Below are 25,792 nucleotides of genomic sequence, written 5' to 3' on the forward strand. Positions count from 1 at the left end.
TCTCAAGTCAGTCGGTTAATTACATAGTGGGTGATGTCCTGCGCCACCTCGGCCTTAGTCAGGCGCTTGACCGCCGTCGGGCCGTGGGCATCAATCAGCATCATATTGGTGGTGTCCTGATCAAAGACCTTATCGTCACCGACCTCGTTGGCAAAGATGGCGTCCGCGCCCTTGGTGCGCAGCTTGGTCTTGCCGTAGACTTCCAGATTCTGCGTCTCCGCCGCAAAGCCGATCACCAGGGTCGGGCGCTGCGTCGTGTGCAGCCCGACCGAGGCCAGAATGTCCGGGTTCTTGATCAGGGTAAGGGTCAGTTCATCGTTGTTGGCGGATTTTTTCTGCTTATCCGTTGCCACGGTTTGCGCGCGCCAGTCGGAGACGGCGGCCACGCCAATAAAGGCATCGGCGGGCAAGTGGGCGTGGACGGCATCAAACATTTCAAGCGCCGTGCGGACATCAATGCGCTCCACCCCTTCGGGCGTGGGCAGAGATACTGGGCCGGAAATGAGCGTCACCGTGGCACCCTCAGACGCCAGCGCTTCGGCAATGGCATAGCCTTGCTTACCCGAAGAGCGATTGGTGATACCGCGCACCGGATCAAGCGGTTCAAAGGTCGGGCCGGCCGTCATCAGGACATGCTTGCCATCCAGCGCACCCGTGCGGGGGTTAAGGTGCGCCATAATCGCCTTGAAAATGGTTTCCGGTTCGGCCATCCGGCCCAGACCAAATTCGCCGCAGGCCATATCGCCTTCTTCGGGGCCGACCATCAGGACGCCATCGGCGGTAAGGGTTGCGACATTGCGCTGGGTCGCCGCATGATGCCACATGCGCACATTCATAGCCGGGGCCATCATCACACGCTTATCGGTGGCCAGCAGTAGGGTGGCTGCCAGATCATCGGCCAGACCATTCGCCAGTTTAGCCATCATATTGGCGGTCGCAGGCGCTGCCACCACCAGATCGGCGGAACGCGACAAGGCGATATGGCCCATTTCGGCTTCGTCATTGAGGTCAAACAGGTCGGTATAGACCTTATCATTGCTGAGCGCACCGGCGCTTAAAGGGGTGACAAATTCTTTGGCGGCCTCGGTCAGCACCACGCGCACACCGATGCCCGCTGTCCGCAGCAACCGGATCAGGCTTAAGGATTTATAGGCCGCAATCCCGCCGCCGATGATCAGCAGAACGCGCTTTTGAGCCGGTGCGGCCATGCCGTAATTCCCTTTTCCGGTGGCAGGTCTTATGACATATCTGGCTCCCTACATGGCCTGACGGGGGAGGAAAAGCAAGGTGGGCAGGTTTAAACCATTATGCTTATTTGGGTTTTTAGCGTTGTTTATCGCCGCCTGCGATGCGGGACCATCCGCCGTTTTGCCCGACGGTCAGGGCACGTCGCCGTCTGAGCAGATAGCGCCTGCCCCCAAACCGCCGGTCTGGGCCGAACCGGAAGCCGCACCAACCACGCCGCCACCTGATACCACCCCACGGCCTGCCCCCGCCTTTGACGGGCCGGTGCTTAAGGTCAAGGTGCCGAAACCCGCCGGTGAAATCACTCAGACCCGTTATGCCGACTGGCCGTTATGGTCGACCAACCGCAAATATTCGGCTTATGAAAATGCCACCTATCATTTCGAAAAGCACGGCCCAACCTTCGGCATTAAAACCTATGAGGATTACGTCGTGTTTGTGCATGGCTTCGTGCACACACCGCCCAAGGGCACCCAGACGATCATGCGCAATAATGGCGACACGCTGTTTTATGATCCGGCGCAAAACATATTTGCCGTCATGACCAAAAAGGGCGCGCCGCGTACCCTGTTTCAGCCCTATGAAGGGGCCGCCTATTGGCAGAAACAGAAAGAGATAGAGGCCGGACGGCGCACGATTAGGGAAGAGTAGCGCACCCCAAAAAGTGTAAACGGTTTTTGGATTAAGGTGCGCGCTAAAAAGCTACACCATCGTTGCGGCGATGTCTTCAACCACCGATTTGACCAGCTTTTCATCATCACCTTCGGCCATGACGCGGATCAGAGGCTCAGTGCCGCTGGGACGCACCAGCACCCGGCCGGAGCCTTTGAGGGCGGCTTCACCGGCGGCAATGGCTTTTTTGACGACATCCTTTTCCATCGGATTTTCGCCTGAGAAGCGGACATTTTTCAGCAACTGCGGTACGGTATCGAACTGCTTGCCTAGCTCACTCATCGGCTTGTCGGATTCGACCAGCACGGCCAGTACCTGCAAGGCCGCCATCAGGCCGTCGCCGGTCGTGGCATAGTCGCTCATGATAATGTGGCCGGACTGTTCGCCGCCCAGATTAAAGCCGCCTTCGCGCATCCGCTCCATAACATAGCGGTCACCGACCTTGGTGCGCTCTAAACTCTGACCGTTTGACTGCATCAGGCGCTCTAAGCCTAGGTTCGACATGACCGTCGCCACCAGCCCGCCGCCGCGCAGCAGACCCTTTTTCGCCCAGGCCGCCGCAATGATCGCCATGATCTGATCGCCGTCGATGACCTGACCTTTTTCGTCGCAGATCACCAGGCGGTCGGCATCACCATCGAGCGCAATCCCGATATCGGCGCGGTAGGTTTTGACGGCCTCGGCCATGGTCTGCGGATAGGTCGAGCCGCACTTATTGTTGATATTCAGGCCATCCGGCGACACCCCGATCGGAAACACTTCGGCGCCCAGTTCATAGAGCGCCAGTGGGGCCACCTTATAGGCCGCACCGTTGGCGCAATCGATGACGATGCGCATCCCTTTCAGGCGCAGATGGCGCGGAAACGACGCCTTGGTGATCTCAACATAGCGCGACTGAGCGTCATCGACACGCACCACCCGCCCAAGCTGATGGGGTTCCGCCACGCCGTCCAGAATATTGCCATCCATGCGGGCCTCAATCGCCAGTTCAACCTCATCGGACAGCTTATAGCCGTCCGGCCCGAACAGCTTGATGCCATTATCGGCGAAGGCGTTATGGGATGCTGAGATCATCACCCCCAGATCGGCGCGCATCGAGCGCGTCATCATCGCCACCCCCGGCGTTGGCAGAGGCCCGAACAGGCGCACGTCCATGCCGACCGAGGTAAAGCCCGCCACCAGCGCCGGCTCAATCATATAGCCCGACAGGCGCGTGTCTTTGCCGATGACCACCAGATGGCGGCGATCGTCCGACGACATAAACATCTTGCCCGCCGCCATACCCACACGGTAGGCGACTTCGGCGGTCATGGGGAAGGTATTGGCGCGGCCACGGATACCATCGGTGCCGAAATATTTGCGGGTCTTGTTAAGGCTGGTCATGTGCGAGGCCAATTCTTCGTTTTTGGATTTGATCGGGTTAAAGCCGTAGAGCGTGAGCGCCGAGCGATAGTCGTTGATTTTCTGGGTCGCCAGCGTCACAAACGCCGCTTCCATCTTATCGACCGTTTCAGGACGCGGGGACTTGGTTTGGCCGTTAAGGGCGCGAAAGATGCTCGATTGCGCCACACCGGCGGCATCGGCCACATCCTTGATCGAAATGCCGGACGCGCCTAAAGCACTTAGCAATCTTTCCCACTTAGGTTCGCTCATCTAAAGGCTCCACAGCGTTTGTGCACGTAATTTACAGCGCACGCATGACAATTGCAACAAAATCCAAATATTTTGCAAATTATTCATTGCGTAGATAAAATATAATCGCACAAAAATGTAAGCATAAAATAAAAAATCTTTGTTATTCAGCTTAATGACCTCGGTTTCAGAAACTTTCTGTCACAGGGATTTATGGCGAAACTCATTTTTGTGTGCTAATAAAAAATCGCATATTCGCGCTACAGGTATAAAAATTTAACCCGGAGACCTCTCATATGTGCGGCATTATTGGCATTATCGGCAAATCTGAGGCCGCCCCGCGCCTGCTGGAATCCCTGCGCCGCCTTGAATATCGCGGCTATGACTCGGCGGGTATTGCAGTTGTCACGCCAAACGGAACCCAGCGCCGCCGCGCCGAGGGTAAGATCAAAAACCTTGAAGCCGTCATTGCGGATGACCCCATCACCGGTACGGTCGGCATCGGCCACACGCGCTGGGCCACCCACGGCGCGCCGAGTGTGCGCAATGCTCACCCGCATACGTCAGGTGCTGTGACCTTGGTGCACAATGGCATTATCGAAAATTTTGCGGAACTTAAAACTGAACTGATCACGGCGGGCCATGAATTTACCTCCGATACCGATACCGAAGTCATCGCCCATCTGCTTGATGCCACGCTGAAAACCGGCGTATCGATCAAGGACGGCTTCAAAGCGGTGCTCGGCCGTCTGCACGGCGCCTATGCGCTGGCGATCCTGATTGACGGCGAAAATGAGCTGATGCTTGGCGCGCGGCGTGGATCGCCTTTGGTTATTGGCTGGGGCGAGGGCGAGATGTTCTTGGGGTCTGACGCTCTGGCCGTCGGCCCGTTTACCAGTCGCGTCACCTACCTCGAAGAAGGCGACTGGGTCATCGTCACCCGCACTGACGCCGAAGTGTTTGACCACAAAGGCTTTCGCGTCAACCGCCCCGCCACCACGGTTCCGGCGTCGGCGGCTTTGGTCGAAAAAGGTGCGTTCCGGCACTTCATGGAAAAGGAAGTCCATGAACAGCCCGAAAGCTGCCAGCGCACCCTGTCGGCCTATCTCGATCCGGTCGGCAAATCCGTGCGCGCCGATATCAAGGCCAGCCTCGACTTCAAAGACATCACCCGCCTGCAAATCATCGCCTGCGGCACCGCCTATTATGCCGGCTGCATCGCCAAATATGCCTTTGAGAAAATCGCAGGACTGCCGGTCGATGTCGAAGTGGCCTCTGAGTTTCGCTACCGCACCCCGGCCATGACGGCAGGCTCTCTCGCCATGGCGGTATCGCAATCGGGCGAGACGGCGGATACCTTAGCGGCGCTACGCTGGTGCGCCGGTGAGGGGCTTAAAACCGCAGCGCTGGTGAACGTCCATACCTCGACCATGGCGCGTGAGGCCGATATCCTGTGGCCAACCCATGCCGGGCCGGAAATCGGCGTCGCCTCGACCAAGGCGTTTACGGCGCAATTGTCGGCCCTGCTGTCGTTGGTGGTCTGCGCCGCCGTTCAGCGTGGTAAGATCAATGCGGCTCAGGAAGCTCACTATGTGCAGTTACTGTTGGAGACCCCCGGTCTGATCTCGCATGCTTTGGTGATGGATTCGGAACTGTCCAAGGTCGCGGCCATTGACCTGTCGAAATCAAGCGATGTCATTTATCTGGGGCGCGGGGCTATGTTCCCGCTGGCGCTGGAAGGCGCGCTCAAGCTCAAGGAAATCTCCTACATCCATGCCGAAGGTTACGCGGCCGGTGAGCTGAAACACGGCCCGATCGCGCTGATTGACGAAAAAACCCCGGTCGTGGTCATCGCCCCCGACGATGAACTGTTTGAAAAGACCGCCTCCAACGTGCAGGAAGTCGCCGCCCGTGGTGGCCGCGTCATCATGATCACCTGCGTGCCGGAAAAAGTCCCTGCCCTGTCCGGCGATGCGGCTAAGTCTTTGAAAATCATCAAGGGCCCAGCCTGCGATCCGTTCATCGCCCCGATCATCTATTCGGTACCGATCCAGCTTCTGGCCTACCACACTGCCGTCCACAAAGGCACCGATGTTGACCAACCGCGCAATCTGGCCAAATCCGTGACGGTGGAGTAGTTCGGAAAACGCACAGCGCAATAAACCTTATTGTTTCGTGATAAAATTTCCTAAAAATCACCCGATATCGGGATGACAATTCGCCATGATCGGGTATATGTGCAGGCCACATTAGCCCCCGCGTTCCCTGTCTGGATAGCTTTGTCATGCGTGACTTTTACCGTATTCGCCGCCTACCGCCCTATGTCTTCGAAGAAGTCAACAAGGTGAAGGCGCGTCTGCGAGCGGCGGGCACCGACGTGATCGATTTCGGCATGGGCAATCCTGACATGGACACCGCCCCGCACATTGTTGATAAGCTGGTCGAGACGGTCAGAAAGCCCAAGACCCACGGCTATTCGGTTTCCAAAGGCGTGCAGGGTCTGCGCAAAGCTATGGCCGGTTATTACGACCGCCGTTACGGGGTTAAGCTCAATCCCGATACCGAAGTGGTCGCCACACTCGGTTCCAAGGAAGGCTTTGCCAACCTGGCTATGGCGATTACGGCCCCCGGCGATACGGTCATCTGCCCTAATCCGGCCTACCCGATCCATGCCTTTGGCTTTTTGATGGCCGGCGGCGTTATCCGCCACGTACCGGCCCTGTCGCCGGAGCAATATCTGTCGGGTATTGAGCGCGCCGTGAAACATTCCGTGCCGACGCCGTCGGTGCTGATCGTGTCTTATCCGTCCAATCCGACGGCCCAATGGGTTGATCTTGATTTCTACAAAGAAATCATCCGCATCGCTGAAAAGCACGATCTGATCGTGCTGTCGGATATTGCCTATTCGGAAATCTATTTCGACAACAACCCGCCGCCGTCGATCCTTCAGGTCGAGGGCGCCATCAAGCGCTCGGTCGAGATCAATTCGCTGTCGAAGACCTATGCCATGGCCGGCTGGCGCGTCGGCATGGTGGTCGGTAATTCGGAAATCTGTGCAGCCCTTGCCCGCGTCAAGTCCTACCTCGACTACGGCGGCTTCACCCCGATGCAGGTTGCCGCCGCCGCAGCCCTTAATGGCCCGCAGGATAATGTTGAGGAAATCCGCAACATCTATAAATCGCGCCGCGATGTGCTGATCGATTCCATGAAGCGTGCCGGTTGGGATATTCCGCCACCACCTGCGTCAATGTTTGCCTGGGCAGAGATACCGGATAAGTTCAAGCATCTGGGCTCGATTGAATTCGCCAAGCTGCTGATTGAAGAGGCTCATGTCGCGGTCGCTCCCGGTCTCGGCTTTGGGGAATATGGCGAAGGCTTTGTGCGCATCGGGCTGGTCGAAAACGAGCACCGTATTCGCCAAGCGGCGCGCAATATCAAGAAACTTTTGCTACCTGACAGCAAGCCTGAACCTAAGCGCGCCGCGACACTCGCCTAAAAACTGGCGCGTAATATCAAGAAGTTGCTGCTGCCGGAAACCAAATCTTCTGCGCGCGACAAAGCTGACGTGATCTGACAATATCCCTCTTACGGGAATTTAAAAACGGTCGTGACCCAATATGCGACAGTTTCGCGACTTAATGGTCACATCCGCACCCGTTTACCTTATTTTATTGGGGTTAACGGGCGAAAAGGCTGGCTGCACCTTTGACTCCGGGTCTATATTAGGGTTCTATTAACGAATTGTGCATCGCACAAAACCGCTTCGATTTTTTATGCCCCCTATCGCATATTTATATCGGGTACGGCTTTATTGTGCCGGTTAAGGAGAACACAATGGTCAGCCTTCAGTACGACTTGAGTTCAGAATCTGAGAGTGACGCTTTCTTCGGTGCGTTTTTCAAGTTTGTTGAAGCCGCTGCCGTGCAGGATGCGGATTCCATTTCGATTCATTCCGATCCCGCCGGTGACCATCAGGTCAAGGTCATTACCTTTGAAGACGCGGGTCTGGCTGATCAGTTCGAGACCTATTGGTCGCAGCGCCGCCGCTGGTTGGGTCTTTAACACCGGTCTTTAAATATTTACTGGTCTTTGCCATAAAGGCTTATGCTTAATATCCGCAGTATTCCGCTCAAATACCGCCTGCCCCTCATTCATGGCGGCATTCTGGGACTGGCGCGCCTCAAATCCGGCCCATGGCGCAAAGCCGCCGACAGTGATGTGCCCACACCGGGGCCGGTGCTGGTCTCCGGTTTCCTGAACGAATCCTCCGGCATTGCCCGTGGCGGTCAGTTGTCGCTGAAAGGCTTTCAAGCCGCAGGTTACGCGCCTGTCGTTCACGATCTGCGCACCGCGTTTAAGCACTTTATTGATGGCAAGGCCCGCCTTCCCGACATGGCGCCCGGCGGTGTGTGGTATATTCATGCCAACTCCCCCGAAGTCATGGTCGCCTTCCTGGCCCATGCGCCGGATCAGTGGGCGGACCGCTACCGCATTGCCTATTGGGCGTGGGAAACGCCTAAAGCGCCCGATTATTGGGTATGGACGGCGGATTATCTGCATGAAATCTGGGTACCAAGCGTCTTTGTACGTGACGGGGTTAAACGTGCCTTTGAAGCCGCTAACCGGCCTGATCTGACGCCGCGTCTGCGGGTCATGCCGCACCCAATGTTTGATGTCGATCAGGCGCGCCCCGACCGCGACCGCTTTGGGTTGAGCCATGACCGGACTGAGTTTTTGTGTCTGTTCGATGCCAAATCGTCTTCGGCGCGCAAGAATCCGTGGGCGGTGCTGGAGGCGTGGATCAAAGCTTTTCCGGCCTCCTGTGATACGGCCCGACTGACCTTAAAAGTTCAGGACTTACGCCGAGATCCTGATATCGCCGCCCGCCTTGATAGCTATATGTCCGGGCGTGACGATATTCGCTTTTTCACCGAGCGCCTGAGCGATACCGATATCAATAATTTCATGGCGTCGTTTGATGCCCTGATTTCGCTGCATCGTGCCGAAGGCTTTGGCCTGACGTTGGCCGAAGCCATGACGCTGGGGGTCAGCGTGATCGCCACCGGCTGGTCCGGCAATGTCGATTTTATGGATGAAGCGTCAGCTTATCTGATCCCGTCACGGCTGATTGAGATCAAAGACCCGACCGGCACCTATGAGCCGTTCCGCCCGTTCTGGATTGCGCGCGACCATGAACAGGTCTGGGCCGATCCCGATGTGGATGCCGCCGCAGAGGCGATTGTGAGCGTCACCAATGATCCGGAGCTTAGGGCGCTAAAAGCGGACGCCGCCAAGGCTCGTATCCGCGATGTCAACGATGCCTGGACAGCAGAGGCTTTGAGCGCTTTACCTTTCAACGGTTGGCTAAAATAATTCAAAATCAAAAGTAAAATCGAGTGAAGGGCCTCCCCAAACCCGATTTTTCAAAACTGATCCCGTGAAAAGTACACTGAGCGCAGCGAAGGACTTTTTACGGAGGTCAATTAAACCCTAAAACGTCCTGCATGTCATAGGCCCCGGCAGGTTTATCTGCCGCCCACAGGGCGGCCTCGATAGCGCCCCGCGCAAACAGGGTGCGGTCACGCGCCGAGTGCGACAAGGTGATAATCTCGTCTTCCGACGCAAACAGCACGCTATGTTCCCCGATAATGCCGCCGCCGCGAATGACGCTAAAACCAATCGTACCGTCCACGCGCTGACCGGTCAGGCCGTCGCGGGCGGCGACCTTGGCTTCGCCCAGATCGACCTCACGACCGATAGCCGCCGCCTGCCCCAGCATCAGGGCAGTGCCGGACGGCGCATCGACCTTACGCTTATGGTGAGCCTCAAGGACTTCGATGTCCCAGTCTTCGGCGGGCAGCTTGGCCGCGGCCTGTTTGACCAGCCCCATCAGCATGTTGACGCCGAGCGAGAAATTACCGGCGCGCACAATGGTTACCCGATCGGTCAGGGTTTTCAGCGACTGTTCTTCGGCAGGCATCCAGCCGGTCGAGCCAATAATGTGCGCCAAAGGCTTGCCGCGGGTCTCGCCTTCGTCCGCACAGGCATGGGCAATGTCGATACTGGCATAGGGGGTGGTGAAATCGATGACCGCATCAGCCCCCGACAGGTCAATCACATCGCCCTTATCGAAGGCGGTTGCGACCTCAAACCCGCGTTCATTCAGCACCTTAAGCACGGCCTGACCCATGCGCCCGCGCGCACCGGCAACTGCAAAGCGGAGGGTTTGGGTCATGGAGGTGTCTCCGAATATTAAAGAACCTCCCCTCTTGGAGGGGAGCCGGGCGACCGGTGGCGGGGACCGCCAGCGTTAGCGCAGCGGTGGTGGGGTAACTACAGGCAACAAAATGAATTGTATAGGCAGTTTACCCCCTCTTTTATTTGATGTCATGACATCAAATAAAAGCTCCCCCTCCAAGAGGGGGAGTTCTTAAGTCCTACTGCGCCGCAGCACCCGTGATATCTTCCCAGAAGCGTTTGGCCTTTTTCATAAAGCCCTGACTTTGGGAATTTTGCTCCTCTTCGGCCAAGGTCGCAAACTCACGCATCAGTTCTTTCTGGCGGGCATTGAGACGGGTCGGGGTTTCAACAAACAGTTCCACCAGCAGATCGCCTTTTTGGCGGCCATTAAGCGCCGGCATACCCTTGCCCTTGATCTTGACCTTGTGGCCGGTCTGCGCCCCTTCGGGGATAGCGACCTCCAGCTTGCATTGACCGTCGCAACCGGCCCCGCCCATCAGGCACGGCACTTCGATATTGCCGCCCAGCACCGCAGTCGCCATCGCCACCGGAATGGAACAATGCAGATCAAGACCGTCGCGTTCAAACAGGTCATGCTCGGCCACGCTCAGGAAGATATAGAGATCACCCTTGGGGCCGCCGCGCGTTCCGGCCTGACCTTCGCCGGTCAGACGGATACGCGCACCGTCATCGACGCCGGCGGGAATACGGACATTGAGCTTACGGTCGGCGCGCACCTGACCGTGACCGCGACAATTGGTGCAGGGGTCCTTGATGACCTGCCCCTGACCGTTACAGGTCGGGCAGGTGCGTTCCACCGCAAAGAAACCATTGGTAGAGCGCACACGGCCCTGACCGCCGCAGGTGTGACAGGTCTGAGGCTTTGAGCCCGCCTTAGCCCCAGTGCCGTCGCAGACCTCACAGGTAAGCGTCGTCGGCACATTGATTTCAACGTCTGCGCCGGTATAGGCCTGTTCTAATGAGATTTCGTAGTCAAAGCGGACATCCGCGCCGCGCTGTGGGCCTTGGGGGCGACGCCCGCCGCCGCCAAAAATATCGCCGAACATTTCCGAGAAAATATCTTCGACATTGTCAAAGCCTGCGCCCCCGCGTCCACCGCCAAAGCCGCCTTGCTGGCCATTCACACCAGCATGACCATAGCGGTCATAAGCCGCGCGTTTGTTAGGGTCCGACAGTACCGAATAGGCTTCGTTGACTTCCTTGAAGCGGCCTTCGGCGTCGCCATCACCCTGATTACGGTCAGGATGATGCTCCATAGCCTTTTTACGAAAGGCCGATTTCAGCGCCGCATCGTCCGCATCGCGCGCGACGCCCAGAATTTCGTAATAATCACGCGCCATGTGAGGACGTGTCCTTTGATTCAATCTTCTAACTTCTCTGCAAAAGCCATACCCAACCGCAGACCCACAGAGAGCTTAAACCCGCACTACTCATAAAAAAGGGGAGTCTTCGGATTCCAAAGACTCCCCCTGTTTAGGTAAACGCCCGCTTAGGCGCTTTTCTTGTCGTCGCCGTCAACTTCTTCAAAGTCGGCATCAACGACGCCGTCGTCGGCCTGAGCCGCATCATCGGCCTCTTCGCCAGATCCTTGCGCGGCATACATGGCTTCACCCAGTTTCATGGATGCGGTCAGCAGCGCCTGATGCTTAGCCTTGATATCTTCGACATCTTCGCCGTCCTTGGCCGACTTAAGGTCAGACAGGGCGGTCTCAATCGCCGCCTTGTCATCAGCGCCGATCTTGGCACCGAAGTCCTTGACGGCCTTTTCGGTCGAATGGATCAGGGCATCGGCCTGGTTGCGGGCTTCGATCAGGGCCTTGCGCTTTTCGTCCTCAGCCTTGTTGGCTTCGGCGTCCTTGACCATCTGCTCGATATCGGCATCCGACAGGCCGCCATTGGCCTGAATACGGATCGAGTGCTCTTTGTTCGTCGCCTTGTCCTTGGCGTGAACCTGCACGATGCCGTTGGCGTCGATGTCAAAGGTCACTTCGATCTGCGGAATACCGCGCGGTGCGGGCGGAATACCGACGAGGTCGAACTGACCCAGCAGCTTGTTATCGGCCGCCATCGGACGCTCGCCCTGGAAGCAGCGGATCGTCACGGCCGACTGATTGTCATCAGCGGTCGAGAAGGTCTGCGACTTCTTGGTAGGGATGGTGGTGTTGCGTTCGATCAACGGGGTGAACACGCCACCGAGGGTCTCAATCCCAAGCGTCAGCGGCGTCACGTCGAGCAGCAGCACGTCCTTGACGTCGCCTTGCAGAACACCGGCCTGAATAGCGGCACCAAGGGCCACAACTTCGTCCGGGTTCACACCCTTGTGCGGCTCACGACCGAACAGGTTTTTCACGGCCTCAGCCACCTTCGGCATGCGGGTCATACCACCGACGAGGACGACTTCGTCAATGTCGGACGCCTTCAGACCGGCATCTTTCATGGCTTGCTGGCACGGCGCGATCGTCTTCTGGATCAGATCTTCGACCAGAGATTCCAGCTTGGCGCGGGTCAGCTTGAGGTTCAGGTGCAGTGGACCCGACGCGTTCATCGAGATGAACGGCAGGTTCAGGTCGTACTGAGCGACCGTCGACAGTTCCTTCTTAGCCTTTTCCGCCTCTTCTTTCAGGCGTTGCAGGGCCAGCTTGTCGGAGCGCAGATCGACGCCGTTTTCCTTTTTGAACTCGTCAGCCAGATAGTCAACGACACGCATGTCGAAGTCTTCACCGCCGAGGAACGTGTCACCGTTGGTAGACTTCACTTCAAACACGCCGTCACCGATCTCAAGGATCGACACGTCGAAGGTGCCGCCGCCGAGGTCATAAACCGCGATCTTCTTGTTGTGGTCTTTGTCGAGGCCGTAAGCCAGAGCAGCCGCCGTCGGCTCGTTGATGATACGCAGAACTTCTAGGCCCGCGATCTTACCGGCATCCTTGGTGGCCTGACGCTGGGCGTCGTTAAAATAGGCAGGCACCGTGATGACAGCTTGCGTTACCGTTTCACCCAGATAGGCTTCGGCATCTTCCTTAAGCTTCATCAGCGTGAAGGCGGAAATCTGCTGGGGCGAATAGTCCTTGCCGTGGGCCTTGACCCAGGCGTCGCCGTTCGGGCCCTTGGAGATTTCGTAGGGCACCATGCCCTTGTCCTTCTCGACCATAGGGTCGTTGCTCTTGCGGCCAATCAGGCGCTTGATAGCAAAGAAGGTATTTGAAGGGTTGGTCACAGCCTGCCGCTTGGCGGGTTGGCCGACCAGACGCTCGCCGTCGTCCATAAGGGCAACCACGGACGGGGTCGTGCGCACACCTTCGGCGTTCTCAATAACCTTGGGATTCTTGCCATCCATTACGGCCACGCACGAATTGGTGGTGCCGAGGTCAATACCGATGATCTTGCTCATGAGGTTTAAGTCTACTCCGTTATGGCGAATGGGTTTATCGAGCCTTATGCGTTAAGCGCTGCGAATGTCCATCCCCGAAAAGCTGAAATTGAGGATTTTTTCAAGAGGTGTCTCCTGAAAACCTAAAGCGGATATGGGAACACTCATAGGATGCGCAAGGCCTATAGTCACAAATTTCTTACGGTCTTTCGGCCCGGAATTTCACAACCGCACCCATAGATATGTAGCCCATACGGTTTCACAAGAGGTTGCACATTGAAGGCGCACAGGGCAAAATAGGTTAATAAATCATAAGCCGTCTTAGCCTTACGCCCATTTACCATACCGCTTTTTTATAAAAATCGTGCCAGATCGTGCCCAAACTATTGGAGAGTTATATGCCCCCCGTGCTTAACCTGACGCGACCAGAAGGCGCCGAACCGCAGGATTTTCACCTAAGCCGCCGCGGCGTGGCCGGTCTTTTCTTTGCTGGCTACGCGCTGGCGACCGGGCCTGTCCATGCGCAGGCCATAACGACGCCCACTGACGGCCTGTTTACCCAGAGCCTGAAAATCAAGACCCTGCGTTCTGAAGGCAAATACGAGATCCCGCTTTATATTGCCATGCCGGAAAAGGCTAAAAACCGACCGGTGATCATCGTCGTTTCCGAAGTGTTCGGCGTCCATGACTATATCCGCGATGTCTGCCGCCGTCTGGCCCACAAGGGCTATGTCGCCGTGGCCCCTGATTTCTTTGCCCGCAAAGGCAATGCCGCCGCGGTGACCGACTTTGAAAAGATCAAGGATCTGGTTGAACCCGCCACCAATCGTCAGGTCATGGATGATATGACCGCCACGCTGAACTGGCTCAAGACCGATCCGGATCTGGGTCAGAAACGCGCCATGTTTGGCAAGAAGAACTTTGCCGATATGAGCCGTGTCGGTGTTACAGGCTTCTGCTGGGGTGGTGCGGTAACCTGGATGGCCGCCGCCAGCATCCCGGACGTCAAGGCCGGTGTGGCGTGGTACGGTCGCCTGCAACGCCCGCCGGTCGATCAGTTCTTAGGCAAGGAAGATCGCAAATGGCCGCTCGATGTCGTGCCAGCCCTTAACAAGCCGGTTCTGGGCCTTTACGCCTCTGACGATGCGGGCATCCCGCAGGCCGATGTCGATAAGATGAATGCTGCCCTCAAGGCCGCTAACAAACCGTCCAACATCATCGTTTATCCGAGCACCAAACACGCTTTCCATGCCGACTATCGCCCCAGCTATGCGGAAGGCCCGGCCAAGCAGGGGTGGGAAGAGTTGCTAAAATGGTTCGATAAATATCTTTAAACAGGCCTCAAATGCCGCCAGACTATAAGGTTTGGCGGCATTATCATTTGCACCCGTAAGCCGCGTAAAACACCTTAACCGCCGAGGTCACCTCAACATCGATTTCAGCTTCGCTGGGCGGTTCGCCGTAATTCATGAAACGCGCCTTGAGGTGGCGGTTCTGGCACAGGGCGATGAACTGATGGGCGGCCAGTTCGACATCATCAAATTTGAACTCACCCGCCGCTTCGGCCTTGCGCAAAAACTCCACCATACGTTCGGCACCTTTTTTGGGACCAGCCTGATAAAACAGTCTGGCGACATCGGGCCAGCGCTCGGCAATCGAGGTGATCAGACGGAAATTACGCTGAGTTTTTTCGCGGGTGGTGATGCGGGCATATTTGCGGCCCCATGACAAAAGCGAGTCGCGATAAAGCCCCTTATCGGCCAGCAATAATCCCTCGATCTCGCTCTGGTGCACGGCGCAGTGGCGCTGCACGAACGCTTCGACTAAATCTTCTTTGCTTTTGAAGTAGTTATATAGCGTGCCCTTGGAGCCGCCAAGACGCGCCGCAATGGTGGACATGGAGGCGGCGTCAAAGCCTTCCTCATAGAAAATCTCGCTGGCCACATCGAGGATGGCCTCACGGCGCGCATCTTTATCCAATTTTACCTTTTGATCCGGCATAGTCCTGTTTTCTATACTTCACGGGCCGGTGTCAAACCCTGCCCGTTACAAAAACTTCATCGTACCGTACGGTACGGTCATTGACAAACTATCATGACAGGTATAAATGCGCAAGAAAAATGACCGTACCGTACGGTTGTTTTAAGGATAATGCCTATGGATCGTCTTTTCCCTGAACGCCGGTTTAAATCGGTTCTTATTGTGTGTGTAAGCCTTCTGGCCCTTAGCGGCGGCGCAAATATCGCGACTGCTGCCCCCAAATCTGAGGCGCTCGATGTCGCCACCACCTTCAAGTTGCCCGCCCATCCGTTCTGGATGCGTTATGGCGACCCGCGGCTTGATCAGCTTATGTCCGACGCTATAAATACATCGCCGTCCCTGGCCGTTGCCGAAGCCCGTCTGCGCAAAGCCAAGGCCAGTTTCGACGGCTCTAAGGGTGCCGATGTGCCCGCCCTGTCGTTCCTCGGCACCGCCCAAAAGCTGAACTCATCGGGTGGCGCTGAAGGTGAAGAGAGTCTTAATCTCGATGAACTCGGCGTTGCCGGTCTGAACTTTGGCTGGGAACTGGACTTTTGGGGCAGGAACCGCGCTGCGGTGGCCGCCGCGTCCTCTCAATCTAAGGCGTCTGAGGCCGACATGGCTCAGGCCGGACTGATTCTGACCACGTCGATTGCCACCGCCTATATTGATCTGGCCCGTCTTTATGATGAGCGTGATCTGGCCCTGCGCGCCGTTGAGGTTCGCGGCGATAGTGCCAGTCTGGTGCAGCAAAAATTCGATAACGGCCTGACCAATCGCGCTGAACTGCAACTGGCCAATGCCGGTTCCGCCGCCGCCCGCGCCGACGTCAGTGCCATTGATGAGCAGATCGCCGCGACCCGCAATCTGATTGCGGCTCTGGCCGGTCGCGACCCGGATTACGGGCAATCTTTGACCCGTCCGGCGCTCAAAGCGCCCGCCACCTTTACCGTGCCTGAACGCATCGATCTTGATCTGATCGGTCGCCGCCCGGATGTGGTCGCCGCCAAATGGCGGGCCGAGGCCTCAACCCAAGGCGTTAAACGCGCCAAGGCCGCCTTTTATCCCAATGTCAATCTGATGGCGTTTGTGGGTAAGGTCTGGCTGGGCGACTTAAGCGTAGAGGGCACCACCAATTCCAATATCGGCCCCGCCATCACCCTGCCCCTGTTCGATGGTGGCAAGCGCAAAGCCGATCTGCGCGGTGCCAAGGCCGATAAGGACGCCGCCGTGGCAGATTATAACGCGGCCATCGTCAACGCCATGCACAGCGTCGCTGATGTGGTGGCGTCTGAGCGTGCCTTAGAGGGCCGCCTGAAGGACTCGCAATTGGCCCTTGATGGCTATGAAGAGGCCTACCGCCTGACCAAGCTGCGCTATGACGGCGGGCTTAGCAACTACACCACGCTATTGCAGGCCGAACAGAGCCTGCTGACCCAGCGCAAGACCGTCACCGATTTGAAATCCCGTGCCTTAAGCCTTGAGGTCGCGCTGGTGCGCGCACTTGGCGGCGACTACTGATTTTTACAGAAAGCGATACCCCCATGTCCACACCCGCTTCCCCAACTGCTGATGCCGCTTTAAGCCCCGAAGCTAAAGTCGCCGTGGCCGCCAACCGCCGCAAGCGCCTTTTGACCTATCTGGCTGCCGGTGTAGCCGCTGCCGCCATAGCATGGGGCGGTTACTATCTTCTGGTCGGTTCGCACTATGTTGAAACCGACAATGCCTATGTCGGTGCCGAAACCGCGCAGGTCAATGCCCTTGTCCCCGGCCCGATTGCCAAGATCCACGTCACGGATACGCAGGTCGTCAAGGCTGGCGATATTCTGGTCGAGCTTGATAATGCCGACGCCAGTATTGCTCTGGCCGAAGCCGAGGCCGATCTGGCGCTGGCTACCCGCCGTGTACAAGGCTATTACGCGTCCGATGATGCCTTGCAGGCTCAGATGAACGCCCGTCAGGCCGAGATCACCGCCACCGACACCCAGATCAAGTCAGCCCAATCCGACTATGAGCGCGCCCAGATCGACCTTAACCGTCGCAAGGCTTTGATTGCGTCAGGTGCCGTCTCTCAGGAAGAATTGTCGACCGCCCAGAACCAATATGCCCGCGCGGCGGCGGCTCTGGCGGCGGCCCAATCGGCCAAGGCTCAGGCGCAGGCCACCTATCAGGCCGCCATTGGGTCGCGCGAAAACAACAATGTCCGCATCGCCGGTTTCACACCGGGCGGCAACCCCGAAGTTCTGGCCGCCCAGGCCAAGGTCGATGCCGCCAAGCTGGCCTTTGAACGCACAGTCGTGCGCGCGCCCATGGACGGTATCATCGCCCGCAAGTCGGTTCAGGTCGGCCAGCAGGTGACGGCGGGTACGCCGCTGATGGCGGTCGTGCCGATCACCCACGCCTATGTCGATGCCAACTTCAAGGAAGTGCAGCTTAAAAACGTCGTGCCGGGCCAGACGGTTGAGCTGACCTCAGACCTTTACGGCGACAGTGTCAAATTCCACGGCACGGTGCGCGGCATTTCCGGTGGCACGGGCTCGGCCTTTTCGCTGATCCCGGCCCAGAACGCGTCGGGCAACTGGATCAAGGTGGTTCAGCGCCTGCCGGTGCGTATCGACCTTGAGCCCAAGGAACTGGCCGCCCATCCGCTGCGGGTTGGCCTGTCGATGAAGGCGAAGATCGATATCGCTGACGCGCCTAAAGCCGTGAAATAACCTGCGCCGTGAAATAAATTCTTATTATAAGGGAGCGCCATCATGGCCTCACCCGCAACCACGGCCGGAACTGAACCGGCCATGCCACCGCCGCTGACTGGTTCAACCTTGACCATTACGGCGATTGCGCTGGCGCTTGGCACCTTTATGCAGGTGCTCGATTCGACCATCGCCAATGTGTCACTGCCGACCATTGCCGGTAACCTGGGGGTATCCTCATCGCAGGGCACATGGGTTATCACCTCATTCGCCGTCGCCAATGGTATTTCTGTGCCGCTGACCGGCTGGTTGATGGGCCGCTTTGGGGTGGTGCGCGTCTTTACCTTATCGGTACTATTGTTCACCTTCGCCTCGTTCCTGTGCGGCATCGCCTGGAATATCGAAGGGCTGATCGGGTTTCGCATCCTGCAAGGGCTGGTGTCCGGGCCGATGATCCCCGGTTCTCAGGCGTTGCTGATCATGATCTTTCCGCCAGAAAAACGCGCGACGGCCCTGGCCATGTGGTCGATGACGACGCTGGTCGGGCCGATCTGCGGGCCAATTTTAGGAGGCTATATTTCCGATAACTATGCGTGGGAATGGATATTCCTGATCAATGTCCCGATTGGCATTTTCTGCGCCTTCGTCTGCTGGCAGAACATGAAATCGCGTGAGACCCCGACCCGCAAAGTGCCGGTCGATACCACCGGCTTTGCGCTGCTGGTCATATGGGTCGGTGCGTTACAGGTAATGCTCGATACCGGCAAAGAAGCCGACTGGTTCTCATCGCCCGCCATCGTGATTGAGCTGATCCTCGCCATCGTCTTTTTCATCGCCTGGGTGATCTGGGAACTGCATGAGAAAAACCCGATTGTCGATTTGTCGATGTTTAAGAACCGTAACTTTACGTTGGGCACCATAGCGCTCTGTATCGCCTACGCCATCTTCTTCGGGAACGGTTTGCTGTTGCCGGTCTGGCTGCAATCGAACATGGGCTATGTCGCGACCTGGGCAGGTCTCGTCGCAGCCCCCTCCGGCGTTGTGGCGGTGATCCTGACGCCCTTTGCGGCCCGGCTGTTGGGTAAGACCGACGCGCGCGTCCTTGCGACCTTTTCGCTCCTGATGTTTGCCCTGTCGTTCTTCATGCGCTCAGGCTACACGCCGGATGCCAATTTCACCGCGCTGGTCATACCGTTGCTGGTTCAGGGTGTGGCGATGTCGACCTTCTTCATTTCGATGATTACCATCTCTATGGCCGATGTTGCGCCCAATCAGACCCCGGCGGCTTCGGGGCTGTCGAACTTTGCCCGCATCACCGCCGGCAGTTTTGCCGCGTCTCTGGCCACCACCCTCTGGGACCGTATGGAATCCGTACACCAAACGAGGTTGGCCGAGACCATGAGTTCCGGTTCACCCCTGTGGATCGAGGCCCTCCAAAAGCTACAGGCGGCGGGATTGTCGATGCAGCAGGCGGTCGGCGTGATCACCTCTCAGGTCATGTCACAGGCCTACCTGCAGGCTGCGCTCGACTTCTTCCGGATTTCGGGCTGGCTGACGCTGTTGCTTGTGCCGCTCATCTGGTTTGCCAAAAAGTCGATGAGCAATGGTGCCGTTCACGCGGCCGATTGATCCGCTAAATCAATCAGCCGTTTGACAGAGGCCGCCCGCTCCCCCTCCCCCCCAAGTAAGCGAGGTGGGCGGCCTCAACCCTAAGCATTTATCACGACCATTAGATGCTGGTGTTGCGTGTCACTCCTTCTGACGCCGACGGCGGACGGATTTGCAACCACCTAATCTGGGTCGGCATGCTATCTTGCCGTCATAGCTGCCCCGATCTTAATCCTGCCCCATCCTTGTCTGCCCAGAATCTATAGGGCCTTTGCAAGGTGGGATGCGGGCGCTATAAAGAGGGTTCGTCACAGAGGGGAAGGCGCGCGCTTTGCGTATCACAGCATTGGCCATCTGGGCCGCTATGGCCGTGTTCAGCAGCCCCGTTGCGGCGCAGGCTGTCCCCGTGATCCATCAGCAGGTCTATGAAGGCACGCTCGGTAAACACCCCATTGTGCTGGAGATTTTGAGCACCCGGACGGATGCGGGGCAGGACGTGTCGGCGGCCCGCTATTTCTATCGTCAGCACCGTGCCCATATTCAGTTGGGTGTGGAACGGCGCGGGGTGCGCCTGATCCTGCGCGAATATGACCCGGCCTGTTATCTGCAAAGCGATCAGTGTCCGGCAAAAGCCAGCTTTACCCTGACGCCGCGCCCTGATGGCCTGAGCGGACAATGGATCGCCGCCGGACGCTTAAGCGGTTTGCCGGTGATGCTGAAATCGGTCGGGGATCGCAAGGTGAGTGCCGTGATGCCAGTGCAGGAGGCGGCGGAGCTTTATTACGCCCTTGATGACCTGAGCGACTATGAGGTCAGCGATAATCCCTATCTGTGGCGGCAACTGGCGGCCACGACCACCTACGGGCCGGAGGTGCGTACGGGCGCGGTCGGTTATGTCATGGCGACCGATAAGGGCACCGGCATCCATTATCCACGCCTGTCGCGGCATCCGTCACTGGATATTCTGACGCGGGTCAACCGGCTGCTGGACCGCGAGCGCTACCGCATGACCCAGTACGGCCTCGATTGTCGTGCCCAATCCGAAGAGGCTGGTGGTGGCACTCTGGGCGGCTGGGAGGATTATGACTCTGAGGTCAGCTTTATCACCGAAACCGTCATGGCCATTCGCGAAGGCGGCTCGACATACTGTGGCGGGGCCTATCCCAATAACAGTTTCCGGTATGCACTCTATGACCTGCGCCGCGGTGAGGTTCTGGATATCAACCGGCTGCTGAAACTGGATGGGCCGGAATATGGCCATTTACTGGCCAAACTACAGCCGGGATCGGCCTATGACCTTAAACAGCAAGCACCAGAGGACTGTCTGGGTGAGGGCTTTGACCACGACTACAGCCTGTCGTTCAACGATAAGGGGCTGGTGTTTTCCCTGACCGATCTGCCCCATGTGATCGGGGCGTGCATGGGTGATTACTATGTCGTGCCCTATGCTGACCTCAAAGGGCTGTGGCGACCGGAGGCGGTGCTCTATTTTCCGCGCCGGATATCTTAAGGTTCATGATGCTGAAATATCTGATGGTCATCGCGGCACTTTTGTTTGCACCTCTGGTTCAGGCGCAGTCCGTAGAGGCGATCGATAAGGTCTGGGCCGGGCACAGTGTCGGCTTTGCGGTCACGACCTCAGCCTCCCACATTTACGTCGCCTATTATGATGCGAACCGCCAATTGAGCGTGGCGCAACGCCCGCTCAACAATCCGGCCCACTGGGTTTATCATAAGGTCGATACCTGGCTGGGCTGGGACAGTCATAACCTGATTGCCATCGCCCTTGATAAAGACGGTGCCGTTCATGTGGCGGGCAATATGCATGTCGACCCGCTAACCTATTTCCGTAGCGATCCGTCCGGCGATGTCCGCACCCTAAAGCGCGTGCCGGTCATGGTTGATGCGGCCAAAGAGACCGCCATGACCTATCCGGTGTTTCTGAAAGATGATGCCGGTCAGCTGATCTTCAAATACCGCGATGGCACATCCGGCCGGGGCAACGAAATCTACAATATCTATGATGAAACAATGGGTAGTTGGAAGGCGCTGACCTCGGCCCCGCTGGTCGATGGTGAGGGCAAGCGCAATGCCTATTTCGTCGGGCCGGTGCAGGGGCCGGACGGGCTTTTCCACATAGCCTGGGTATGGCGCGACAGCCCGCACGCTGAAACCAATCATGACTTAAGCTATGCCAAAAGCCGCGACCTGATCAACTGGCAGGCCGCCGATGGCCGCCCGCTTGCCCTGCCGATACGTCTATCCGAGGCCGATATCGTTGATCCGGTGCCGGTCAAGGGCGGGATGATCAACAATAATACGGTTGTGGGGTTCGATGATCAGGGGCGCGTCCTGATCACCTACCATAAGCATGATCAGGCCGGCAACACCCAGATCTGGGTGGCGCGGCGTGAGGGCAACCGCTGGAACCGGCGTCAGATAAGTGACTGGCAGGGCTATCGCTGGGATTTCAAAGGCACGGGCTCTCTGAACAGTGAACTCTTTGTCGAAGGGGCGCGCCCGCTGGATCAGGGGCGGTTGGTGGTGCGGGTCGTTCGTCTGGGGCAGGCCATAGAGTTTGTCATCAATGCGGATAATCTCAAACTGATCGAAGAACGCACAGTCGCGTCCGTTGCGGATCGCTTGAAAGCCCGCATCGCAGTGCCGGACGGTCAGCAGATCAATACCGTTGAGACCAAAGGCCCGAAAGGCGAGGTCTATGTGCTGGCCTGGACGGCACGACCGCCCAATCGTGATCGGCCCTCAGATAATATTCCACCCGCCTCTGATCTCATGCTTTTCCATAACCCCTGAACCAGATTAGTTTTGGCTTCGGCTTGTATAAAAACTAACACATCAGATTTATTTGAAAAATAAGTCTCAATTATACATCTTAAGACTTGACCTTTGCCACCTTAGACCTGAAATTACGGCCTAAGGGCGTATTTTCGTTATGCCTGTTCCCCAAATACGCTCAAAGATCGGTCTCCTGAGACTTGTACAGAGTTTGAGTGTTGCGTTTGCCGACCGGGCTTTCGCAGCCGAAGGGGTGCGCTTTACGCGCAATACACCGATCATAATTCAGGAGAGGCCGCCCGACGCATGGATCATCATAATATCTCGCTGATTACGACGATTGCCTGGGGGTTTGGGCTGGCGCTGGTGTTTGGCTTTATTGCTGAGCGCATCAAGCTGCCGGCACTGGTCGGGTATCTGGTGGCGGGGTTTCTGATTGGTCCGGCCACCCCCGGCTTTGTCGCAGATGCCGGTATAGCCTCGCAGCTTTCTGAGATTGGCGTCATGCTGCTGATGTTTGGGGTGGGATTACACTTCTCGCTCAATGATCTGATGTCGGTGCGGCGTATCGCCCTTCCGGGAGCGATTGTGCAAATGGGACTGGCGACGGCCTTAGGTGCCGGGATGGCTATGATGTGGGGCTGGGCTGTCGGGCCTGCGATTGTGTTTGGCCTGTGCCTGTCCTGTGCCTCGACCGTGGTGCTGCTCAAGGCGCTAGAGGCTCGTAACCTGATCGATACCATGAACGGTAAGATCGCGGTCGGCTGGCTGGTGGTCGAAGATCTGGTGACCGTTCTGGTGCTGGTGCTGCTGCCGCCGCTGTCGGGCCTGTTGTCAGGCAAGGAGGCGACCGTGTCGGCGGGCATCTGGGTCACGATCGGCCAGACCCTATTGCAGGTCGGGGCGTTCATCGCCCTAATGCTGATTGTCGGTAAGCGCGTCCTGCCGTGGATATTATGGCAGGTGGCGCGCACCGGATCGCGCGAACTGTTCACCCTGTCGGTGGTGGCGGTGGCCATTGGGATCGCTTTCGGAGCGGCGGAACTGTTTTCAGTGTCGTTTGCGCTGGGGGCATTCTTCGCAGGCATGGTGATGCGCGAATCTCAGTTCAGCCACCGGGCCGCCGAAGAAACCCTGCCGCTGCGCGATGCCTTTTCGGTGTTGTTTTTCGTCTCGGTCGGCATGTTGTTCAAGCCGGAAATTATCCTGACCCAGCCGCTTCAGGTTCTGGGTGTGGTCGCTATTATCGTCATCGGTAAATTCATTGCCGCGGCCGGGCTGGTGTTGTTCTTCCGCTATCCGCTCAAGACGGCGCTGACCGTATCGGCCAGTCTGGCGCAGATCGGTGAGTTCTCGTTTATTCTGGCCGGTCTTGGCATGTCGCTGAACCTGCTGCCGCCGGAAGGCATGTCGCTGGTGCTGGCGGGGGCGATTATCTCTATCGCGCTTAACCCGTTCGTGTTTGCCGGTATTAAGCCCTTTGCGGGCTGGTTGACGACACATACCAAAATCGGTCGCACGCTTGATCAGCGCGAAGACCCCTATGCCGAACTGCCCGAAACGACAGAGGCAAAATACCTCAAAGGGCAGGTGGTTCTGGTGGGCTTCGGCCGGGTGGGCAAACGCATTGCTGATGCGCTGGAGTCCCAGAACATCGCCTATGTGGTCGCCGAGCAAAACCGCGAACGGGTCGAAGACCTGCGCCAGATGGGCAAGGTGGCCGTATCGGGCGACGCCACCGAAGCCGAAGTATTGATTCAGGCCCACATTCAACATGCCGCCATGCTGGTTATCGCCACGCCGGATTCGCTTAATGTCCGCCGGATGAGCGAGATCGCCCAAAGGCTTAACCCCGGTATAAAACTGGTGATCCGTACCCACAGCGAAGATGAGATGAACTTTATCCGCGAAGAAAAACTAGGCACAGTCTTCTTTGGTGAGGAAGAACTCGCCAAGGGCATGATCCGGCATATTCTGGGCGCCTTTGGACCGGAGCCCCATACTGAACATAAGGCCGCCTGAGTTTAACGCCCTAAAGCCCAAACGCTTCCGGACAAGCGCTTGCAAGGGATTTACGCCTTAAGGTTTATTATTTCTTTCTTATGAAATGGGACCGATACTCCTGATCCATAAATGGGCGCATCAGACGCCACGCAGGGACAAGTAACATCAGGAGTACGCAATGGGCGATCAGGTTCTGTTGTGCGATCTGTCTATGGGATCGCATGTCAATCTGGCTCTGGCCGATCCGGGCCACAGGCCTCAGTTGGCGGAACAATATGAATGTGCCGGCCGCAGCGATCTGGACGGCGCGATCCGCGACTTTCTCAAACGAAAGGACAATCCGCGCCTGAAAGGGGCGGCGGTGTCCTCGCGCGGTTGGGAGGATGACGGCATCATCCATTTGCCCGAAGGTAATATGACCTTATCGCGCGATGAACTGCGGCAGTTGCTGGATATTCAGCGGGTCAATCTGGTCAATAATTTCGTGGCGCGGGCCTTGGCCATTCCGAGCTTGAAGCGCAATGAGCGGTCAAAAATCTGCGGCGGTGAAAACGCCGAAGAGACCGTAATTGCCGTGCTGGGGCCGCACTATGGTCTGGGGCTGGCAGCCCTTGTGGCTGATGGTGCGGGCGGCTGGACGGCCCTGCCCGGTGAAGGCGGGCACTCGGATTTGCCGGTGAAAACAGACCGCGAATGGGCTGTCCTTAAGGTGATGCAACACCGCTTTGGCAACGTATCACGCGAGATGGGCATTTCGCTGAACGGCCTCGTTGCGGTGTGGGAAACGCTCAGCCTGATTGACGGCGTGCCGGTGACAACGACGGATGCGGCAGGCGTGGTTGAACGGGCCCGCGCCGGCGACCGGCGTGCGCTGGAGGCTATTGGTATCGTGACCGACTGGCTGGCGGGGATGGCCTCGGATGTCGCCCTGATCATGGGGGCGCGCGGCGGGATCTATCTGACCGGAGCCTTGCTGGATCTGATCGATGATCTGTTCGATGCGGAACGCTTTTGCCGGGGCTATCTCAATAAAGGCACATTCGCAGATTATGTGCATGATATTCCGGTATTTAGAACCACAGCCCGCCAGATGGAAATCACCGGACTGGCGACATTATTTTAAGGTTCGCGCCCTATGACATAAATTTTATTCCAAATAGCATCCCACATCGCGAAGCGGCGTGCTATGAAGCCCCTTAGCCGTGTCGCGGGTTTTTTTTAGCCATTTATCCTAAGAGTATATTTTGATGAGTATCCGATTATATGACAGCGCCTGGGTCCGTATCGAAGGGGCTGAACAACCGCTTCAGGCCTTTAAGGACCGTCAGAACCCGGCCCTCTTCCATATTGGCGACTATCGCTATGATGTGGATGGTATTGTGGCCAAGGGTACCGAAGGCGCACCAAAAATTCTGGGCATCCTAAGCCTTCAGGCCATGCGTGAGGCCGGTATACGCCCAAACTACAATTCCGATATCAATCCCTGATCCTT

20 protein-coding genes are annotated in these 25,792 nt (G+C 57.4%); 14 read left to right on the forward strand and 6 right to left on the reverse strand.

Annotated features, from left to right (window positions below; translation table 11 throughout):
* Window positions 1-2: 2 nt before the first annotated feature.
* Window positions 3-1,208, reverse strand: a complete 1,206-nt coding sequence (gene coaBC, locus OVA03_RS10415) for a bifunctional phosphopantothenoylcysteine decarboxylase/phosphopantothenate--cysteine ligase CoaBC (protein ID WP_267524319.1) — start codon at window positions 1,206-1,208, stop codon at window positions 3-5.
* A 121-nt stretch (window positions 1,209-1,329) separates the two neighbouring features.
* On the opposite strand from coaBC, the gene OVA03_RS10420 reads away from it, so the two are divergent.
* Complete coding sequence (locus tag OVA03_RS10420; RefSeq protein WP_267524321.1) at window positions 1,330-1,896, forward strand: hypothetical protein; 567 nt, start codon at window positions 1,330-1,332, stop codon at window positions 1,894-1,896.
* 51 nt (window positions 1,897-1,947) lie between these two features.
* Here the strand turns inward: OVA03_RS10420 and glmM are convergent, their stop codons facing one another.
* Entirely contained in the window at window positions 1,948-3,570 is a 1,623-nt protein-coding gene (gene glmM / locus OVA03_RS10425; protein WP_267524323.1) for a phosphoglucosamine mutase, read from the reverse strand.
* Between the two features lie 275 nt (window positions 3,571-3,845).
* Here glmM and glmS point away from each other — a divergent pair, with 275 nt between their 5' ends.
* The 4 genes from glmS (at window position 3,846) to OVA03_RS10445 (ending at window position 8,922) form a co-directional block, all read left to right on the forward strand.
* The gene (gene glmS, locus OVA03_RS10430) at window positions 3,846-5,687 is read left to right on the forward strand and encodes a glutamine--fructose-6-phosphate transaminase (isomerizing) (protein ID WP_267524325.1); all 1,842 of its coding nucleotides are present in this window, start codon (window positions 3,846-3,848) and stop codon (window positions 5,685-5,687) included.
* Between the two features lie 146 nt (window positions 5,688-5,833).
* On the forward strand, window positions 5,834-7,045 hold the full coding sequence (locus tag OVA03_RS10435; protein ID WP_267524327.1) for an LL-diaminopimelate aminotransferase: 1,212 nt from the start codon (window positions 5,834-5,836) through the stop codon (window positions 7,043-7,045).
* A gap of 338 nt (window positions 7,046-7,383) precedes the next feature.
* Window positions 7,384-7,611: a hypothetical protein gene (locus tag OVA03_RS10440; RefSeq protein ID WP_189485076.1), complete on the forward strand. Its 228-nt coding sequence runs from the start codon at window positions 7,384-7,386 to the stop codon at window positions 7,609-7,611.
* 42 nt (window positions 7,612-7,653) lie between these two features.
* Window positions 7,654-8,922, forward strand: coding sequence for a glycosyltransferase (locus OVA03_RS10445; protein WP_267524330.1), 1,269 nt, complete (start codon window positions 7,654-7,656; stop codon window positions 8,920-8,922).
* A 106-nt stretch (window positions 8,923-9,028) separates the two neighbouring features.
* On the opposite strand, the gene dapB is transcribed toward OVA03_RS10445, so the two are convergent.
* From dapB to dnaK, 3 genes are all read right to left on the reverse strand, one after another.
* On the reverse strand, window positions 9,029-9,784 hold the full coding sequence (gene dapB, locus OVA03_RS10450; protein WP_267524332.1) for a 4-hydroxy-tetrahydrodipicolinate reductase: 756 nt from the start codon (window positions 9,782-9,784) through the stop codon (window positions 9,029-9,031).
* Window positions 9,785-9,986: 202 nt separating this feature from the next.
* Window positions 9,987-11,150 (reverse strand): molecular chaperone DnaJ, encoded by a 1,164-nt coding sequence (gene dnaJ, locus OVA03_RS10455; protein ID WP_267524334.1) that lies wholly within the window; start codon window positions 11,148-11,150, stop codon window positions 9,987-9,989.
* Window positions 11,151-11,299: 149 nt separating this feature from the next.
* On the reverse strand, window positions 11,300-13,201 hold the full coding sequence (gene dnaK, locus OVA03_RS10460; protein WP_267524336.1) for a molecular chaperone DnaK: 1,902 nt from the start codon (window positions 13,199-13,201) through the stop codon (window positions 11,300-11,302).
* A gap of 377 nt (window positions 13,202-13,578) precedes the next feature.
* On the opposite strand from dnaK, the gene OVA03_RS10465 reads away from it, so the two are divergent.
* A complete protein-coding gene (locus OVA03_RS10465; RefSeq protein WP_267524337.1) occupies window positions 13,579-14,514 on the forward strand; it encodes a dienelactone hydrolase family protein in 936 nt (311 codons plus the stop codon).
* A 43-nt stretch (window positions 14,515-14,557) separates the two neighbouring features.
* On the opposite strand, the gene OVA03_RS10470 is transcribed toward OVA03_RS10465, so the two are convergent.
* On the reverse strand, window positions 14,558-15,160 hold the full coding sequence (locus OVA03_RS10470) for a TetR/AcrR family transcriptional regulator (RefSeq protein WP_267524339.1): 603 nt from the start codon (window positions 15,158-15,160) through the stop codon (window positions 14,558-14,560).
* A 177-nt stretch (window positions 15,161-15,337) separates the two neighbouring features.
* On the opposite strand from OVA03_RS10470, the gene OVA03_RS10475 reads away from it, so the two are divergent.
* From OVA03_RS10475 to OVA03_RS10510, 8 genes are all read left to right on the forward strand, one after another.
* Window positions 15,338-16,720 (forward strand): efflux transporter outer membrane subunit, encoded by a 1,383-nt coding sequence (locus tag OVA03_RS10475; protein WP_267524341.1) that lies wholly within the window; start codon window positions 15,338-15,340, stop codon window positions 16,718-16,720.
* Window positions 16,721-16,743: 23 nt separating this feature from the next.
* Window positions 16,744-17,913, forward strand: coding sequence for an HlyD family efflux transporter periplasmic adaptor subunit (locus OVA03_RS10480; protein WP_267524343.1), 1,170 nt, complete (start codon window positions 16,744-16,746; stop codon window positions 17,911-17,913).
* 42 nt (window positions 17,914-17,955) lie between these two features.
* A complete protein-coding gene (locus tag OVA03_RS10485; protein ID WP_267524345.1) occupies window positions 17,956-19,521 on the forward strand; it encodes a DHA2 family efflux MFS transporter permease subunit in 1,566 nt (521 codons plus the stop codon).
* A gap of 310 nt (window positions 19,522-19,831) precedes the next feature.
* Window positions 19,832-21,010, forward strand: coding sequence for a hypothetical protein (locus OVA03_RS10490; protein WP_267524347.1), 1,179 nt, complete (start codon window positions 19,832-19,834; stop codon window positions 21,008-21,010).
* A gap of 5 nt (window positions 21,011-21,015) precedes the next feature.
* A complete protein-coding gene (locus OVA03_RS10495; RefSeq protein WP_267524349.1) occupies window positions 21,016-22,314 on the forward strand; it encodes a BNR repeat-containing protein in 1,299 nt (432 codons plus the stop codon).
* Between the two features lie 288 nt (window positions 22,315-22,602).
* Window positions 22,603-24,318 carry a YbaL family putative K(+) efflux transporter gene (gene ybaL, locus OVA03_RS10500; RefSeq protein WP_267524351.1) on the forward strand — a complete coding sequence of 572 codons (1,716 nt, stop codon included), beginning with the start codon at window positions 22,603-22,605 and terminating at the stop codon, window positions 24,316-24,318.
* A 160-nt stretch (window positions 24,319-24,478) separates the two neighbouring features.
* The gene (locus OVA03_RS10505; protein WP_267524353.1) at window positions 24,479-25,423 is read left to right on the forward strand and encodes a glucokinase; all 945 of its coding nucleotides are present in this window, start codon (window positions 24,479-24,481) and stop codon (window positions 25,421-25,423) included.
* Window positions 25,424-25,547: 124 nt separating this feature from the next.
* Window positions 25,548-25,787 (forward strand): hypothetical protein, encoded by a 240-nt coding sequence (locus OVA03_RS10510; protein WP_189485038.1) that lies wholly within the window; start codon window positions 25,548-25,550, stop codon window positions 25,785-25,787.
* The last annotated feature ends 5 nt before the right edge of the window (window positions 25,788-25,792 follow it).

The organism is Asticcacaulis sp. SL142 (assembly GCF_026625745.1).
GTDB lineage: Bacteria > Pseudomonadota > Alphaproteobacteria > Caulobacterales > Caulobacteraceae > Asticcacaulis.